Origin of the sequence: Vibrio palustris (assembly GCF_024346995.1) — a bacterium.
Taxonomy (GTDB): Bacteria; Pseudomonadota; Gammaproteobacteria; order Enterobacterales; family Vibrionaceae; genus Vibrio; species Vibrio palustris.
Genome location: NZ_AP024887.1, coordinates 1,479,771 through 1,498,338 on the forward strand (window position 1 = coordinate 1,479,771; position 18,568 = coordinate 1,498,338).

Genomic DNA, 18,568 nt, shown 5'->3' on the forward strand with positions numbered 1-18,568 from the left:
TTATCGACAGCGCGTTTATGGTGCGGCATTTTCACTATTGTTTCAATGCCTGATAAATGTTTTCTGCCAGAGAATGACTGATCCCCGGGACTTTGGCGATTTCTTCTACAGTTGCACGTTTCAGTTCTTGTAGCCCTCCCATATGCGTTAACAGTGCTTGCCGACGTTTCGGCCCTACACCTTCGATTCCTTCCAAACTACTAGTACGCCGAGTTTTACCTCGCTTAGCTCTGTGCCCACTGATGGCGTGGTTATGACTTTCATCACGAATGTGTTGGATTAGATGTAACGCTGGCGCATCACTAGGTAAATTTGATTCGCGTCCATCAACGGTGATCAAGGTTTCTAAACCAGGTTTTCGTGTCACCCCTTTCGCTATCCCCATCAATAATGGTCTTTTGGGCCAATCTCCCCAACATTGCTGTACTATTTCATAAGCACGATTGAGTTGCCCTTTACCACCGTCGATAAAAATAATATCGGGAATTTTATCCACATCCAGTTGTTTTGAATAACGACGCTCTAACACTTGCGCCATCGCTGCATAATCATCACCACCAGTGATGCCTGTTATATTATAGCGACGATATTCAGATTTGAGCGGTCCTTCTTGATTAAATACCACACAAGATGCAATGGTACTCTCGCCCATTGTATGGGAAATATCAAAACATTCCATGCGCTGAATCGATTCTAGACCTAATTCTTCCTGTAACGCTTTAAAACGCTGATTAATGGTCATCTTATGATTGATTTTCGTCGTAATCGCCGTTCGTGCATTGGTGTTGGACAAATTAAGGTATCGGCCACGATAACCATTGGGATCAAGGTGGAAATGGACTTTTCTTCCTGCAATCTCACTTAATGCCGTTTGTAACAGCGTTGAGTCTTGACATAACTCTCGGTTAACCACAATACGATTGGGCATTGAGCGCGCTTCGTTGTGGTTCAAATAATACTGCGTTAAAAAGCTCTCAAAGACTTCTTCGCGCGTCGTATTATTAGGAATTTTGGGGAAATGACTGCGACTACCTAAAATTTTTCCTTGCCGTATCATGAGAATATACACACAAGCTATACCATTTTCCTGAGCAAAACCCAGTACATCCATATCATCCATGGAATCATCAGACACGTACTGCTGTTCTTGCACACGACGAATAGCTTGAATTTGATCGCGAAACTTGGCGGCATCTTCAAAACGTAATTGCCCACTCGCCTGTTCCATTTTATCAATTAACTGCTGCAACACTTGTTGATCTTTACCGCGTAGAAATAACCGAACCAGATCCACCAGCTCAGCATAATCATCATCGGAGATTAATTCACTGACGCACGGCCCAGCGCAGCGACCAATCTGATACATCAAGCATGGTCGAGTACGATTACTGTAGACAGAATCTTCACATTGACGCACAGGAATGATTTTTTGCAGGAGATGGAGCGTTTCTCTCACGGCGCGAGAATCAGGATAAGGGCCGAAATATTCGCCTTTACGCTTCTTGGAACCACGATGACTGGATAAACGCGGATGTTTATGATTACTAATAAAAATATAAGGATAAGATTTATCGTCTCGCAGCAGCACGTTATATTTTGGCAAATATTGCTTAATATAATTATGCTCTAGGATCAAAGCTTCTGTCTCCGTGTGTGTCACGGTGACATCAATTTTCGCGATATTACTGACTAACGCTCTCGTTTTTTCACTATCCACGTTTTTACGAAAATAGCTAGTTAAACGCTTTTTCAGGTCTTTAGCTTTTCCAACATAAATAACCTCAGCGTCAGTGTTATACATCCGATATACACCGGGCTGATCGGTCACTGTTTGTAAAAAAGCAACAGAATCAAATTCAGGCACTACAACTTCTCTGTGTCTAGCATTCCATGTCGAATCGCCAAATGCGTCAGCTCTACATCCCCACCAATATTTAGTTTGGCAAATAAACGATAGCGATAACTATTAACGGTCTTTGGGCTTAAATTCAGCTGTTCGGAAATATCCGTTACTTTTTGTCCTTGAGTAATCATCATCATGATTTGCAATTCACGCTCAGACAAATCCGCAAATGGATTTTCAGATGCAGGTGAAAATTGGCTTAACGCCATTTGTTGGGCTATCTCTGGAGAAATATAACGCTGCCCACTATTCACCACGCGAATCGCATTGACCATTTCATCCGGCGCTGCACCTTTGGTCAAATACCCTGCAGCACCCGCTTGCATAACTCGCGTTGGAAACGGATTTTCGGTATGTATCGTTAATACAATAATTTTGACATCGGGATTAAAACGTAAAATCTTTTTCGTCGCTTCTAACCCACCAATGCCTGGCATGTTCATATCCATTAATATGACATCGGCATGATTGCTGCGGCACCATTTTACCGCATCTTCACCACTGACAGCTTCCCCTGCTATACTCATTCCACGGACGTCTTCAATAATACGTCTTATCCCTGTGCGAACCAGTTCGTGATCATCTACAAGGAAAACATTTATCAAACTTGTATCTCCACGCTTATTATCGGTTGGCTAGCGTACACAATTTAGCCGTGTGTATTACTCGCCTAGTTAAACTTTAATGCAAAAATATATTACCCGACTATGTGCTGAAACATAACGTTTAGCAAGCACTTATTACCTCGCTTTCTTACCAGATAGTAAAAAAACCCAAAATCAATGCATTGCAACTAAATGCACTAAGAGGCACGGGTTATTTTTTGACTATTATTTATCTCTCGATCCATGATGAGTGCACCCACTCATCGTGGCTTATCGAAGATAATATCAAACTCTCCTAATGAACCAAGGTTACGGTGCACATTTTGAGAAAAAATAAGGCAATGGTTACCGTGCATGGTGAAACGCACTCTCCATATTGCGAGCCTTTTCTATGCTAACATGGCACGCTAAACTTGCAGTTTGCTTAACCATTTAACGGATACTATGACTCACCACACTGGCTTCTTACTGACTCGGCATGCGCGTGACCTTGGTTCTCACACTCACATCGAACTGTGGCTAGCAACACCACACGGACCAACACAGCTATTAATCCCCAATGAGAGGCCCGTATTTTTTATTGAGCAAACCGCACAAAATGCAGCGTTACAGGCGTTAGATTCTCTCGCAAATATTGAAGTACGTCCATTAGAGATGATGCACTTCTCAGGAGCTGCTGTGAGTGCCGTGTACACATCTACGATTGCGCAATCACAATTATGCCAACAACGATTACGCCAGTCAGATATTGCAGTATACGAAACAGATATCCGGTTAGCCGATCGTTACTTAATGGAACGCTTTATTCGAGGCAGCCTCGACTATACTGGTACGGTCTATAATCAATCAGGCTATAGCCAAATTCGTAATGCCAAGTGTCGCCCAACCGATTATACGCCGCAACTTTCTGTCGTTTCACTCGATTTTGAATGCTCAGAAAAAGGCATATTATATTCCGTCGGCTTAGCGAGCCCTATGGATAGTCGCGTCATCATGATAGGCGACGCTGAACCGAGTGATACCAACATCGAGTGGGTTAATGATGAACAAGCGTTAATTCATGCGTTAATTGCTTGGTTCAAGCACCATGATCCCGATGTCATTATTGGGTGGAACGTAATTGATTTTGACTTTCGACTATTACACCGTCGCGCCCAGAGGCATGGCATTGCATTACAAATTGGTCGCGGACAACAAACCAGTTATTTTCGAAGTGCATCCAAAACCGGCCAAGGTTTTATTACCATTCCGGGGCGAGTGGTATTAGATGGCATCGATACATTGAAAACCGCGGCTTATCATTTTCGCTCATGGTCATTAGAAGCCGTATCTCAAGAACTTTTAGGTGAAGGCAAAGCCATTCACAATGTTCATGACCGTATGGCTGAAATCAACCATATGTTTGCCCACGACAAATCGTCATTGGCCAAATATAACCTACAAGATTGCACCTTAGTAAACCGTATATTCCAGCACACTCATTTATTAGAGTTTGCGATTCAACGCTCGCGCTTAACGGGTTTGGAACTCGACCGTATCGGGGGATCAGTCGCCGCATTTACCAATTTATATCTACCACAATTACACCGGGCGGGGTACATCGCTCCCAATTTAGAATCTGAACATTGGCAAGCGAGTCCCGGGGGCTATGTTATGGATTCTTTACCCGGCTTATACGATTCAGTATTAGTGCTCGATTTTAAGAGCCTATACCCATCAATTATTCGTTCGTTTCTTATCGACCCGATGGGACTCATTGAAGGGCTACAGCTTGAAATAGGAAAACACGCGAATCAAGCCGTACCTGGATTTCGTGGTGGTCAGTTTCACCGTACCCGCCATTTCCTACCCGAAATGATCGAACAACTGTGGATCGCCCGCGATCACGCCAAGAAAGCCAATGAATACGCGTTCTCACAAGCGATTAAAATCATCATGAATTCCTTCTACGGCGTATTGGGCTCTTCTGGTTGTCGATTTTTTGATACCCGCTTAGCGTCCAGTATTACGATGCGGGGTCATGAGATCATGAAACAGACCCGCGAACTTATCGAAAGCTATGGCTATCAAGTTATCTATGGAGATACAGATTCAACGTTTGTGGCACTTGGTTATGAATGCACGGAAGCTGATGCCAAGCGTATCGGCACAGAATTGGTCGACACCATCAACCAATGGTGGACTGATCATTTACGCGCTAACTACCAATTAACGTCAATTTTAGAAATTGAGTATGAAAATCATTACCGTAAATTTTTAATGCCAACAATACGAGGTTCAGAAACAGGATCGAAGAAACGTTATGCGGGTTTATTAGGTCAAGGTGACCATGAACGTATGGTTTTTAAAGGCTTAGAAAGTGTGCGTACCGATTGGACCGCGCTTGCTCAGCGGTTTCAAAAGGAACTGTATCGCATGATATTCCATGGTGAATCCCCTGATGACTATATCCGTGATATGACCGAGCGCACGCGCGCTGGGGAGTTTGATGAAGAATTAGTCTATCGCAAACGCTTACGCCAAAAGCTCAGTGAATATCAACGCAACGTACCACCACAAGTGCGTGCAGCGCGCTTAGCCGACGACATCAATGCCAAACTGGGCCGCGCACCACAATATCAAAATAAAGGCATTATCGATTATGTGATCACAGTTAATGGGCCAGAGCCGAAAGAGTATTGCCGCAGTCCACTTGACTATGATCACTACATCGACAAACAGCTCAAGCCCGTCGCCGACGCGATATTACCTTTCATTGAGCGCCAATTTGATGCACTCAATGCCCCGCAGTTGGGATTATTTTAAAATTCAGACACACATTTAGCCAATTTTGAATTCGGTTTTCTCATATTGTTTAGCCAACCAAGGGCCAAAGTCATCGAGTAAACCGACGACCGAACGTTTAGCAATGATTTTACCGCGCAGTAGCAATGCTAGGCGATCAACCTCGCGCTGTTTCTCTGGATGATATAACAAAAATTGTTTGCCACATTCTACTGGATCATCAAACCATTGCTTATCTCGGTGCATGATCAGTGAGTAGCTGGCACGTAATAACTTTTTAGCGACTTCAGTCTGCGCATGAATTTGCTCGTCGCCCCGCGTCGCTTTGGCGATTTTTGCTCGGTAATAGGCCACTTTATAACCGACATCCATATTCCAATACTTGGCAATTTCCCAACTAGGCTCATAGTCGCCAAAACACTCTCCCAAGTCACTACCATGAATACATCGGGCACAATGTCGTAACAAAAAGCCCCATGAAAACAAACTGTCGAGAGAAGCGACGTCACTGGCTAATGCGGTTTTCACATTCAAATCCGTAATAAACGGATAATGCCGTTGGAAACGATAACGAATCGTATTGACTAGCGTCATTCGATTGCTTTCAAAGGTGTCATGAGTGACCACAATAATATCAATGTTCGAGCGCCCCGGTTTCGCCGTACCGCGCGCCACACTGCCATACACATAGAGACTGTGTAAGTTATTTCCTAAACCAGCACGAAAAAATTTCACTAACTCTGCTACAGCAGGCACATAATCAGACTGTAACGGCGATTGTGCCGTTAACACATTCAGTGGCATTACTTGCGCTCGCTCTTATGATAATGATGAATACTATGTTCCCCTATCCCCCATGCTTAATCAACAAATTGTCATCTGCATGAGGCCTCATTGCATGAATTCTCACCATATTATAACCAGATAACACCGTAATCAGAGATGTTTTTCAGTCACGACCTTCGCTATAATAGCGATACTCATACAATGAAGGACACAGTTCATGCCAAAGGCAAGTGAATTAAAAAAAGGGCTCGCAATTGTTGCGAACAAGAAAACCCTATTGATTAAAGATATCGAAGTGACGACGCCTGGCGGTCGTGGCGGTTCAAAAATTTATAAACTCCGTTGTACTGACTTAGAAACAGGCGCTCGCGTCGATGAACGTTATAAATCTGACGATTTCCTCGATACCGTTGATATGAATAAACGCGCCGTTTCATTCTCTTACATTGACGGTGACGAGCATATTTTCATGGATAATGAAGATTTCGCTCAATTTAACTTTAAGTCAACCGACATTGCAGACGAACTGCTATTTATGACGGAAGAAATTCAAGGTTTACACGTGGTACTTGTTGACGGTAAGCCAGTGGCCTTAGAAATGCCTGCTTCGGTGGAACTTGTCATTGACGAAACCGATCCTTCTATCAAAGGCGCATCTGCGTCTGCACGTACTAAACCTGCATATTTTGCAACTGGCCTTGTGGTACAAGTACCTGAGTACATTGCCAGCGGCGAACGCGTTGTGATCAACATTGCAGAACGTAAATTCATGAGCCGAGCATAAAGAGGCACTATGACAGACTTAATTTCTTACGACGATACTATCGACACTGCTTATGACATCTTTTTGGAAATGGCAGAAGATAACTTAGAACCAGCAGATGTCATTTTATTCACTGCTCAGTTCGATGAACGCGGCGCTGCCGAAGTGGTCGAAACAGGTAATGACTGGGTTGAACATGTTGGCTTCGATGTTGATAAAGAACGCTATGCCGAAGTACGTATTGGACTCGTGAATGAAGAAGACGACGTGCTCGACGACGTCTTTGCACGTATGCTAGTTAGCCGCGATCCAGAACATAAGTTTTGTCATATGTTATGGAAACGTGACTAATTTAAAGCAAAAGCCAGCTCATTCGAGTTGGCTTTTTATTATCCCTGCCGCCTCTTGGCGAACCATACTAAATAACGTCAGTCATCAGTGAAAACTTCAGCATGTATAACTGTTCAATGCCGGGATATATCTCTTGGATCACCTGTTTTAGTTGAGCTAACGTCATATTTTCTTGCTCAGCATGCAGCGCAGTCAACGCATCAAAGCGTACTTGCGTGACACCATCGATACGTACATGGCAAAATCGGCGTCCGTGCTCTAATGTCGACACGGCAACCACGTCACCAACTTCATAGTCTTTTTCACTCTCATCTCGCAGCGTGATCACTTTTTTACCGGATAAAATATCAGCTTCAAACCGTTCAAAAAACGTTATATGTTTCATCTGGGGCATACCTTAATATTGCGCTGTCGTGCTTCTCTATAAAGGGCATACATTAAACACGCAATCACCAAGTTTGCCAAACCAATGACCATGATTATGGTAATAACGACGCCTTTTGTGGACTTTATTCATACTAAATACCCAGTATTTGTTGAATTATTTGCATTTTCAACAAATAACACAAAAAGATAAAATAATTTAAAAACAATAACTTAATGTGAAATTATAATAGTAAAAAACAGAAAATATATTTTTTTTCGACTGAAGAGACCAATTTAAGGCAATTGTCCGTTATAATGCCGCACGGTTTTGGTCACGTAGCGTATATTATGTTTTTAAATCCCTATTTTTCATCTCAAGAATCAAAGTTTCGATTCACACGCCGCCAAGCAAGTCATTTTGCTAAAAAAGTAGCGGGTGATTACAACCCTATTCACGACGAAGACAACAAACGTTTTTGCGTCCCTGGGGATTTGCTGTTTGCCGTATTGTTAAAACAAGAAGGCATTAGCCAAAAAATGCGCTTCGATTTCTCTGGAATGGTCAGCGATGACGTATTACTGCATATTGAAAAACGCAGTGAAGAAGAAAGTGCGGTCGTGAATGATGCCGGTAAAGAGTTTTTGCATTTAAACCGTTCAGGCGAAACAACGCATAATGCCGAATTTATCGAGCATATGGTGACCAAGTATGTGCAGTTTTCTGGAAAAAACTTCCCGCACATACTCGTGCCTTTAATGAAAGAGAAGCAGATGATGATTAATTGTCAGCGCCCTCTTGTCATCTACGAAAGCATGGAAGTTGAGTTCGAACGGCTTGATTTAATTCATCCAGAAATCGAATACACAGGCGCTACTTTCGATGTGGAAGGTAAACGTGGCCTTGTTACGTTGAACTTTACCTTCAAAGAAGAGGGTATTGTGATTGGTAGAGGGGTCAAACGCATGGTAGCAAGCGGCCTAAAACCTTATAATCAAGATGACATTGATAACTTAGTGACGCGCTTTAATACCCTTAAAGAAGCATTTATTTCCGAGTATTGCTCAGCATAAATAACTCACCTCTTTTAATAAAAAACGAGCCTATTTGGCTCGTTTTTTATTATCTACTCTAAGTGCAATAACAGGCCGTACTGACAAAGTACGGCCTGTTACTCATTCATCACGATAACCCAATACCCGCATTAAGCACTTGGAGCAGCGCCTGCAACGGATGCTTGGGTTGATAATGTTCAAAGCGTTTCACCTGACTGCGACAGCTATACCCCGTCATTAAGCAACGCTCTTGTGGTAATAATGCTAAATTAGGCTTCCAGCTTAAACTGTAAATATCTGTCGACATCTGCACTTTATCCGCCTCATGGCCAAATGTGCCCGCCATACCACAACAGCCTACTGGAATGGTCTCTAATTGCGCACCAAAGTGAGTAAAAATTGCTTGCCACTGTTTTTCCGTATTCGGCAGTTTGGTTTTTTCTGTACAGTGCCCTAATAAATACCAAGGCCTGTTTGTCTCTGCCATCGTTAACGGGTCAAGCGCTGATAGCTGCGGTAACAACCATTCATGTACTAATAACACATCAAATTGTCCACGCTGCTCGCCAAGCATCTCTACGTATTCATCGCGATAACACAGCACCATTGCTGGGTCGACTCCCACCAACGGAATATCAAGCTCCGCGACTTGAGTCAAAAACTCCGCCGTGTTGGTTGCGGTCGACTGAAACTTCTGCAAGAAACCTTTAACATGCTGCGCTTTACCATTGGGTTTAAAAGGGAGTAATACAGGTTTTTTACCGAGTTTTACTGCCAGTGCAATCATATCTTCGACTACATCTGCATCGTAGTATGAAGTAAATGGATCTTGAACAATAATGACGTAATGCTGCTTTTCTTCAGGTGACAGTCCCGCCAAACGCTGCATATCAAACGCCTCGAGTGGGTGGCGGCGAATCCGTTTTGCTAATATTGGTACCGATAATAACGGAGTGTCGACATACCCTATTGTTTTCTTAGTCAGCGTTTTCACCCAGCCCTGAGACAACATATTATTGACCACATTTGGCATACGAGCCATCGTCGGTAATAACTGTTCAATGTTAGCCACTAAGTAGTCCTTCGCTGGACGCTGGTAACGTGAGTGGTAGAGATTTAAAAACCGCGAGCGAAAGCTCGGTACGTCGACTTTGATCGGACATTGGCTGGCACACGCTTTACACGCTAAACACCCGTTCATCGCATCAAATACTTCATGAGAAAAGTCTTCTTCATGACGCTTATTGAGGCGGTGGCGTATTCGGTTAATCAATGCTTTTACGGTTGGTGTACGCTCATAGGTGTCGTGCTCTAGGCTTAATATGTCGATACCTTCGTCACTGAGCTGACGTAGCCATTCTCGTACTAACCCTGCACGCCCTTTCGGAGAGTGACGACGATCCGCTGATACCTTCATTGAGGGGCACATCGGGGAACTGGTGTCATAGTTAAAACACAAGCCATTGCCATTACATAACATCGCCTGTTTAAAACTATCACGCACTTGAACATCAATTTGGCGATCATAATAGCCACGTGTGACACTCGCCACTTTGACTAATTCTGCATCGGATTCAAGAGGGGTACAAATTTTACCTGGGTTCATTTTATTGAGTGGGTCAAACGCGCCTTTGACGCGGCGTAATTCGTGATAAAGTTCCGCCCCAAAAAAAGCTGGGCTATATTCAGAACGATAGCCTTTACCGTGCTCGCCCCACATCAAACCACCATATTTCGCGACTAACTTCACCACTTCATCCGAGATATGTAACATGGTTTTTTCTTGCTCAGGATCGCACATATCTAAGGCTGGCCGAACATGTAAAACCCCGGCATCGACATGGCCAAACATACCATAAGCCAATTCATTACGATCTAATAACGCCCGAAACTCACTGATATAATCAGCTAAATTCTCTGGTGGGACACAAGTATCTTCCGTAAATGGCACTGGCTTTGCTCGTCCTTTGGCTGCGCCTAATAAACCGACCGCTTTTTTCCGCATGCCATAAATACGTTGAATACTGGCCAAATCGGTACATACTTGATAACCAATGATTCCTGCTTCACCCTTTTGCATCGTGACATCAATGCGCGCCACTAACTCAGTGACTAAATGATCGACGGTATCTTGAGTTTGATCGGCAAATTCAACAATATTGATGCCTTGCATCTCAATGCCTGGCACATCGGTGATTAACTCTCGAACGTCATGCCATACAATATCTTGCTTAGCCAAATTCAACACTTTAGAGTCAACCGTTTCCACAGATAACGCTTGCGCTTCTACCATGAGAGGTGCATTACGTAACGCAGAATCAAAGCTGTCATATTTAATCGTCACCAAGGTACGCGCTTTGGGAATCGGCGTTAGGTTCAATTTAGCTTCGGTAATGAACGCAAGCGAGCCCTCGGCTCCACATAACACACGGGTAATATCAAAACTATTATCCGCTTCATTAATCGCATTTTTTAAATCATATCCCGTCAAAAAACGATTCAAAGGCGGAAACTTCGCAAGAATCGCCTCGCGCTGAGTGCGGCACACCTGCTCAGTCACCGTTAATGCTTGGGCAGCCAAAGAAGATTCCGCAGGGACAGTCCCACTACCATCCGTTTCTAAAATAGAGCCATCCGCAAAAATGGCCTGCAATGACAGCACATGATCGGATGTTTTGCCATATTTTAACGACCCCTGCCCCGAGGCATCGGTATTAATCATGCCGCCAAGCGTGGCACGATTACTGGTCGAAAGATCCGGGGAGAAAAAATAACCATAAGGGCGTATTGCATCATTAAGTTGGTCTTTAATGACGCCTGCCTGTACTCTAACCCAACCTTCTTTTTCATTAATTTCAAGAATTTGGTTCATATGACGTGATAGATCAACGACCACACCTTGAGTTAAAGATTGTCCGTTTGTCCCTGTTCCACCACCGCGCGGTGAAAAAGTGATATTTGCAAATTCAGGTTTTGAGCTAACCTTTCCTATGAGCGCGACATCATCAGGCGTGCGTGGATGAACCACTGCCTGAGGCAATTGTTGGTATACACTGTTATCAGTGGCAACAGAAAATCGGCTGGAGTATTGAGTCTCAATATCTCCTTGAAAGCCCGCAGCGTCCAATTCATTCAGGTAATGAAGTACGCTCGGGTCTATATCTGAGTGGTGGTGAAGTCTTGGTAACATGTGCTTCCTGCCCCTACGTCTACTGACTCATTCAGTGGTAGGACTGAGTTAATTTTAAAATTAATCTTTGAGTTAAGTCACTTTACAACATTTAAAAAGGTGTTCAAAACAGAATCTGAGTGACAGAATGCATAGTAGCAAAAAATACTATGAAACAAGATGTTGTCTACTTTCAATTTTCATCATAAATCGGATTACGGGTTACCATAATGAGAAAAAACAAAACCATTACCACGGAAGATATTTTATTGAAGCTTTGCCAATCGGTTTCTACGGTTCTTAGCTCTGCGACGAATGAAACCGTCAACTATTCGGCAATGGTACAAAAAATCACAAAAACGTCGTTAAAACCTGACTTTGGCTGTTTTGTTCTGTTTGATGGCGGTTTTTCAGGATTAGTTGTGATTAACTTTACTGCCAAAGCGGCATTAGAACTGTATTCAAGCTACATGAAAAATATGGGGATTCCGGAAGACGAACTGGCTCTATTACATACTTCAGATGAAGTGGGTGATGTTCTCGGTGAACTAATGAACCAACTGGTCGGCGATTTTACCAATAAAGTTCGTAAAGAATTACAGACCAATATTACCCAAAACCAACCGAAAATGTTGTGCTTAAATAAACAAGTTAATTTATCAGTTGATACCAATTTAGATCGCCCACAGGCGAGACGAGTCACTTTTTCCACCCAACGAAACAATATCTTTTATCTGGAATTGGCGATGGATAAAACCGAATTCATTCAATTAGAAGACTTTGAAATTCAACAAGACGAGAGTCCTGACGACATTTTAGCGGCAACCCAAGAAACGATGGCAAAAAATAAAGCGGCTCAAAAAGAAGCGGTTGATGATTTGAATTCTGATTTATTGGATGAATTAGGCATTTAATTTCCAACACTCTCTGGCTGCTTGACCATCAAGCGGCCTGATGCTCTTTATATTTTTGTCTAAAAACGGTAAAATACCGCACTTTTCCGACCGCCTAAGAATCGTTTTTAGCAAGCCTATGGATAAACAAAAAGCACTTAAAAGAATCGCCAAATGTCTTGAATTGGGTAATTCTGCCAATGTAAACGAAGCTGCGAATGCCATTAAAATGGCGCATAGCTTGATGTTAAAGTATGGATTGGATAAAGATGACATCGAATTTATTAGAATGGGTAAGACCCAATCGACGCATCTGTTACCGACCAACATATCATCTAGTATTTTGCGTATCATTCGCGGTATTAATACCAAGTTTGGCGTAGAAGCGGTACTGCTCAACCATAAAGGGTTGAAACGTTGTGAATTTATTGGAGAAGCCGATCGTGCAATTTTTGCAGCGTTTGCGTTTGATATTGTTTATCGTGAATTGAATGAGCAAACTGGACAATTTCGTAATAGCTTTTCAGGTTCAGGAACCTCAACCAACGAAGTGACGCGTCGTGTTAACTCGTTTATTTCTGGCTGGATTGAAGGAGCGCTGGAGAAGCTGCCTGAAATAACACCAGACGAAGAATCGGCGAATAAAATCAACAACTATATTGATAAAGAGTTCGAAAATATCGATCGTGAAACATTTAAAAAACAAATGAGCGAAGCGATTAAAAACCTGACTGATGATTATGAAGTCGGCTTGAAAAAAGGCCGCCGTTTATCGGTAAATCGTGCCGTTGATGGCGCACAAAAACCAAAAATGCTCAAACGTCATACTTCTTCATAAAAAAACGCCATTGTTCCCCTAACATTATGGCATTACGTAGTAAGACCCTCTATCCTTATTAGCTCTGTGGCGTAATTTTCGCCACTCTAGCTTTACATCGATAATTAAGTCTCTTTTTCAGGAAGAAACCATGGTGAATCCGTGCTGAAACCTTTCATCATCGTCAGTGTATTATTGTCTTTTTCAGTATATGCTACTGATATTTCAATACTTAAAAGTCAAGCGCAAGCGAATAATGTGCAAGCCCAATATGCGCTGGCATTAGCGTATCAACAAGGCGATAACACCACAAAAGATTTGACTCAAGCGCTGGTTTGGTTTGAAAAAGCCGCCCAACAAGGCGATACCAACGCCATGCAGCAAGTAGTGAATGCTTACGAAAAGGGAAAGGGGACCGACAAAAACCCACAGCAAGTGCGCTATTGGCTAACCCTATTGGCGTTAAAAGGGGCAACACACGCACCGTTACAATTGGGGGACTACTACGCCAGTCTTAAAACCGAACGCCTACCGGCGAGTGCTTTCGCTGAACTTTGGTATAAAATTGCTAGCATTCACGATCCGCAAGCCGAAGAAAAGTACACTCACATTCTCCAAGAAAAATTCAATCAGCAACGTGCTCGCCAAGTCGCTTCCATCAATCAACTCGAGCAAGCAGTATCGCAATCTCCCTCATCAGCTGAGCCTGAGACGATCTCACCAGAACCTCAACCACAAGCAAACTCTGGCTACGTTTCGAATAGCAACTTATTGATGGCACTATTCATCGTATTTTTAATGGTATTACTTTGGTTAACTCGTATTAAACGTTTAAAAAAACAAGGGTTAAACCAACAAGCCAAACAACGTCAATACGAGCAAGACCAGCAACTGCTATTACAATCAAAAACGATTAAACAACAAAAACAGCAGTTGAAACGTTTATTCAATCAATTACAACAGTTACAAAAAAGTCATAAAGTGCTGCAACAACAAGCACACGTTCCCTCAACGCCACCAGAACCAACCAATCAAACGATGTCGGTAGCGTGCGCTTTACTCGGTTACACACCAGACACCTTACCTGATAATAAAACCATCAAGGTGCGTTATAAGCAACTGTGTAAAATTTATCATCCCGATATGAAAGGCAGTGATGATGAGATGAAACGTCTTAATAAGGCGGTCAAATACGTACTGGCACAGCGTCGTTAAGTCTTTAACTACGTTTAATCACTCCCCTTATCTTCTATATATACCTGATAGCAATGGCAACGTTTTGTTCCTGGAACTGTCACGCCGACCTCTCTTATCCCCTCTCATTCTTACCAATGTACTTTCACCTTTATGATCAAAAAACCAACAAAAAATACTTGATCATGGCAACGAAACACACTACTGTTTATACATACAGTATGTATAGGGAAACAGTATTATGCTTTATTCAAATGACGCAACAACCGATTTTTTTCAACCTCGTTTTGGCACGTCTAAGCGCTCATCCGTTCACGTATCATCAATGATGCAACGTTTAGCGCAACTATCTAACCAACGCCAATGGATTTTATTTACCGGAGAGTGCCCACGTCCTCAAGTGAGTGAACTGAGTACGTATCAAGTCGACTTCCATAAAGTCATTCATATGAAACCTTCACAACGTCATAATGAAGTCGACATTGTACTGCAAGCCATTCGTCGTGGCACAGCCAGCGCTATCGTCGCGTCACACCGTATTCCGGCTCACCTACGCCAATCATTAATTACCACAGGTCAGCAACATCATTGTGAAGTATTTTTTGTCGCTCAACATCCCTCCGTGCTTCATTAAGGCCATACCCCGGACAACTAACGTCAGTCACTATGATGGTAATAAACCAGAGTTATAAAACGTATTGGGTATGACGAACATATAACAACGCGTGAATGGCTCGAATTGATTGAAATAGACACAAAGAAAGCAAACGTTTGCTTTTTCTCTGGAAGCCTTATGTGATTCTGGTATCATGAGCGTATTAAACCTCGAATTACCTTAGTAATCGATAGTTTCGATTTTACCGTATTACACAAGATAGGAATGTCTTAATGAGCCTTGCTGATCAAGTTCTTGCCGTCAATGACGACCTCCCGATTCGTACTAACCATCCTGTACACAGCGGTAAAGTTCGCTCTGTATACTGGTTAACAGAAGAAGACAGCCAACGTCTTATTCAAGAAAAAGGCTACGATATTGCGCCAACTTCTCCGCTTGCTATCATGGTCATCAGCGATCGAATTTCAGCATTTGATTGTGTTTGGCATGCCGAAGGTGGGCTAAATGGTGTTCCAGGTAAAGGTGCCGCATTAAATGCCATTTCAAATCATTGGTTTGAACTTTTCAAACAAAATGGTTTGGCTGATAGCCATATCGTTGATATCCCTCACCCATTTGTTTGGATTGTCCAACAGGCGAAACCTGTAAAAGTGGAAGCGATTTGTCGTCAATACATTACGGGCTCAATGTGGCGTGCCTATGAAAAAGGTGAGCGCTTATTCTGCGGTATCGAGCTACCGGATGGTTTACAAAAAGATTCACGTTTGGATGATATTTTAATTACACCTTCAACTAAAGGTATTTTGCGCGGCATTCCTGGCGTACCAGAAGCCGATGATGTCAATATTACCCGCCATGACCTCGATGCGAACTACCAAGCATTTAACTTTACACAAGCAAGCGACATTGATGTGTACGAAACACTGCTAAAACAAGGTTTTCATGTTATTAGTGAAGCGCTTGCTAACATTGATCAGTTATTTGTCGATACCAAATTTGAATTTGGTTACGTCACGGACGCCCAAGGCGTAGAAAAGCTGATTTATATGGATGAAGTGGGAACGCCAGATTCCTCACGTATATGGGATGGACAGGCTTATACACGAGGCGAAATAATTGAAAACTCTAAAGAAGGCTTTCGTCAGTTTTTATTAAATTATTTCCCAGATCCCGATATTCTACTGAATAAAGAGCGTATGAAAGAACGCGAGGCTTTGGCACGCGATAACGCACTTCCTCATGATGCTTTGATGGATATTTCTCGCACTTATACAGGGATCGCTGAAAAAATCATCGGTAAGCCAGTCCCTCTCAGCACCAATCCTAAGCAAGAAATCATCGACATTTTAGATAAACAATACCAGCTAATCGCACGCTAGTAGTCACTCATCACCGGTATGTTAATGGGTGTGTCGTCAAACAAATAGAAAGAGACACGTTGTGTCTCTTTCATCACATTAAATCAACGTCATATTTTGTGCGAGCGATTCGCCAAACACTCGTCGCGCTAAAACATGCAGATACCTTATTTTACTTATCTGTAGCATAGCGCTACTCGCTGCTACCTCGTTGATGACACGTTTCCTTGCATCACTCTATACAGCAATACCATCTATTCAATAGACCTATTGGCACGACAAGAAAACGCTTGGCTATATAATATAGGGACTACCTAACCCCAACGACACAATGCATGTTTTTCTACTACCGTTACACTCGTGATTTTCTTACAAGCAACACATAGAGAGCTCTATCCTTCATCAAAACCGTGAATATGACGATAGTTCAAAGAGTTTATAAAAAGTTGTGACCAAGAAATTTGCCTTAATTACCTGAAAAGTGTTTAATTATTACAATGAATCAATATTGAGTTTTATCCATGGCAACCATTAAAGATGTGGCAAAAATGTCCGGTGTCTCTGTTGCCACCGTTTCACGTGTTATTAATAAATCACCGAAAGCGAGCAGCGCATCGATTGAAGCGGTAACGAAAGCTATGCAAGAGCTCGGTTACCGACCTAACGCAACCGCTAGGGCTTTAGTTAGTCAAAGCACACAAACAATGGGCGTATTAGTCGCTGATGTGTCTGACCCTTTTTTTGGAACACTCATCAAAGCGATAGATACGGTTGCCCATCAGCATGGTAAGCATGTGCTTATCGGCAATGGCTATCACTCAGCCGAGGGCGAAAGACAAGCATTAGAGCTTCTTATCAACAACCGTTGTGATGCTATCGTCGTGCACGCCAAAGCCTTATCCGATGATGAGCTTACGGCTTTTGCTAAAGAAGCCAAAGGCATGGTCGTCATCAATCGTCACATTCCAGCGATTGCGGAACGATGCGTATCTCTTGATAATGTCCAAGGTGCATATTTAGCGACCGAGTATTTAATTCGTCACGGACACAAAAATATCGCCTGCATCGCTTCTAATCATAATATTGAAGATGTCGACAAACGTATTAATGGTTATCGCCAAGCCTTAAAAGAGCATGGGTTGGTTTTATCAGAAGATTACATCAGTTATGGTACGCCGAGCTTAGAAGGTGGCGAAGACGCAATGACCAATCTACTCAACCGCGCTTTACCGATCACAGGAGTGGTCAGTTATAACGATTATATGGCAGCAGGTGCCCTTTCTACGTTGGATGAAAATGATATTGATGTGCCAAAACATATTTCTATTGTTGGGTTTGACGATGGGTTAATCGCTCGCTATGTAAAACCCCGTTTAACCACCGTTCGTTATCCTATCCAAGTGATGGCCGAACGTGCTGCGCACATCGCCTTAACACTCGCCGATGATAAAGCGCTTGACCCCGATATGTCGACTCAGTATACCCCAACTATGGTGAAACGAGATTCGGTTAAATCTCTTTTATAAAAGAGCTTATATTAGCAATAAAAAAACCAGCCTAGGCTGGTTTTTTTTGCAATTATGACAAGTATGCTAGCCAATAATAACGGTGCCAGATCCTAACGCGATGCTACCACCACAATCGATGGCATCTCCAATCCGCGCGGCAGGTTGACCATTAATTTTTACTGTACCAGAACCGGCAGCAATACTGCGTCCATGTACTCCATGTGGCATGGTTGGGCAAGGACACGCATGCAACATTAACGGGTCACCGACTCGAGCAGCAGCAATACCATCAATAAATACATCACCACTACCAGCTGTAATTGCAGTAGGTGGAAAACAACCGTGTCCTGTATCAATATCGCCTAAGCGCGCTGCATTTGGCATGTCTGCTCCTTATTCATG

Annotated in this window: 16 protein-coding genes; 10 read left to right on the forward strand and 6 right to left on the reverse strand. The window is 42.8% G+C overall.

The window, feature by feature from the left end; genetic code table 11:
• Positions 1-34: 34 nt before the first annotated feature.
• Both uvrC and uvrY read right to left on the reverse strand, forming a co-directional pair.
• Positions 35-1,864: an excinuclease ABC subunit UvrC gene (uvrC, locus tag OCU30_RS07015; protein WP_077312758.1), complete on the reverse strand. Its 1,830-nt coding sequence runs from the start codon at positions 1,862-1,864 to the stop codon at positions 35-37.
• A complete protein-coding gene (gene uvrY, locus OCU30_RS07020; RefSeq protein WP_077312756.1) occupies positions 1,864-2,508 on the reverse strand; it encodes a UvrY/SirA/GacA family response regulator transcription factor in 645 nt (214 codons plus the stop codon). Before uvrY ends, uvrC begins: the two co-directional genes overlap by 1 nt.
• 444 nt (positions 2,509-2,952) lie before the next feature.
• Between uvrY and OCU30_RS07025 the strand changes: the two genes are divergently transcribed.
• Complete coding sequence (locus OCU30_RS07025; RefSeq protein WP_077312754.1) at positions 2,953-5,313, forward strand: DNA polymerase II; 2,361 nt, start codon at positions 2,953-2,955, stop codon at positions 5,311-5,313.
• Positions 5,314-5,328: 15 nt separating this feature from the next.
• On the opposite strand, the gene OCU30_RS07030 is transcribed toward OCU30_RS07025, so the two are convergent.
• Complete coding sequence (locus OCU30_RS07030; protein ID WP_077312752.1) at positions 5,329-6,096, reverse strand: nucleotidyltransferase domain-containing protein; 768 nt, start codon at positions 6,094-6,096, stop codon at positions 5,329-5,331.
• Between the two features lie 199 nt (positions 6,097-6,295).
• Here OCU30_RS07030 and yeiP point away from each other — a divergent pair, with 199 nt between their 5' ends.
• Positions 6,296-6,862, forward strand: coding sequence for an elongation factor P-like protein YeiP (gene yeiP / locus OCU30_RS07035; RefSeq protein ID WP_077312750.1), 567 nt, complete (start codon positions 6,296-6,298; stop codon positions 6,860-6,862).
• Between the two features lie 9 nt (positions 6,863-6,871).
• Positions 6,872-7,192, forward strand: coding sequence for an HI1450 family dsDNA-mimic protein (locus OCU30_RS07040; protein ID WP_077312748.1), 321 nt, complete (start codon positions 6,872-6,874; stop codon positions 7,190-7,192).
• A gap of 67 nt (positions 7,193-7,259) precedes the next feature.
• On the opposite strand, the gene yqfB is transcribed toward OCU30_RS07040, so the two are convergent.
• Positions 7,260-7,577: a N(4)-acetylcytidine aminohydrolase gene (gene yqfB, locus OCU30_RS07045; protein WP_077312746.1), complete on the reverse strand. Its 318-nt coding sequence runs from the start codon at positions 7,575-7,577 to the stop codon at positions 7,260-7,262.
• 329 nt (positions 7,578-7,906) lie between these two features.
• Between yqfB and OCU30_RS07050 the strand changes: the two genes are divergently transcribed.
• The gene (locus tag OCU30_RS07050) at positions 7,907-8,629 is read left to right on the forward strand and encodes a DUF3581 domain-containing protein (RefSeq protein WP_077313658.1); all 723 of its coding nucleotides are present in this window, start codon (positions 7,907-7,909) and stop codon (positions 8,627-8,629) included.
• Between the two features lie 109 nt (positions 8,630-8,738).
• On the opposite strand, the gene ydiJ is transcribed toward OCU30_RS07050, so the two are convergent.
• Positions 8,739-11,801 carry a D-2-hydroxyglutarate dehydrogenase YdiJ gene (gene ydiJ, locus OCU30_RS07055; protein ID WP_077312744.1) on the reverse strand — a complete coding sequence of 1,021 codons (3,063 nt, stop codon included), beginning with the start codon at positions 11,799-11,801 and terminating at the stop codon, positions 8,739-8,741.
• Positions 11,802-12,010: 209 nt separating this feature from the next.
• Between ydiJ and OCU30_RS07060 the strand changes: the two genes are divergently transcribed.
• The 6 genes from OCU30_RS07060 to OCU30_RS07085 all read left to right on the forward strand — a co-directional run bounded on the left by OCU30_RS07060 (position 12,011) and on the right by OCU30_RS07085 (position 18,184).
• Complete coding sequence (locus tag OCU30_RS07060) at positions 12,011-12,694, forward strand: DUF3334 family protein (protein WP_077312742.1); 684 nt, start codon at positions 12,011-12,013, stop codon at positions 12,692-12,694.
• A 118-nt stretch (positions 12,695-12,812) separates the two neighbouring features.
• Positions 12,813-13,511, forward strand: coding sequence for a DUF2786 domain-containing protein (locus OCU30_RS07065; RefSeq protein WP_077312740.1), 699 nt, complete (start codon positions 12,813-12,815; stop codon positions 13,509-13,511).
• A 141-nt stretch (positions 13,512-13,652) separates the two neighbouring features.
• Entirely contained in the window at positions 13,653-14,705 is a 1,053-nt protein-coding gene (locus tag OCU30_RS07070; RefSeq protein WP_077312738.1) for a J domain-containing protein, read from the forward strand.
• 220 nt (positions 14,706-14,925) lie between these two features.
• A complete protein-coding gene (locus OCU30_RS07075; RefSeq protein WP_235861821.1) occupies positions 14,926-15,318 on the forward strand; it encodes a hypothetical protein in 393 nt (130 codons plus the stop codon).
• Between the two features lie 254 nt (positions 15,319-15,572).
• Entirely contained in the window at positions 15,573-16,679 is a 1,107-nt protein-coding gene (locus OCU30_RS07080) for a phosphoribosylaminoimidazolesuccinocarboxamide synthase (protein ID WP_077312737.1), read from the forward strand.
• 500 nt (positions 16,680-17,179) lie between these two features.
• Positions 17,180-18,184 (forward strand): substrate-binding domain-containing protein, encoded by a 1,005-nt coding sequence (locus tag OCU30_RS07085; protein WP_077312735.1) that lies wholly within the window; start codon positions 17,180-17,182, stop codon positions 18,182-18,184.
• A 66-nt stretch (positions 18,185-18,250) separates the two neighbouring features.
• On the opposite strand, the gene OCU30_RS07090 is transcribed toward OCU30_RS07085, so the two are convergent.
• On the reverse strand, positions 18,251-18,550 hold the full coding sequence (locus tag OCU30_RS07090; RefSeq protein ID WP_077312733.1) for a type VI secretion system PAAR protein: 300 nt from the start codon (positions 18,548-18,550) through the stop codon (positions 18,251-18,253).
• Positions 18,551-18,568 lie beyond the last annotated feature (18 nt).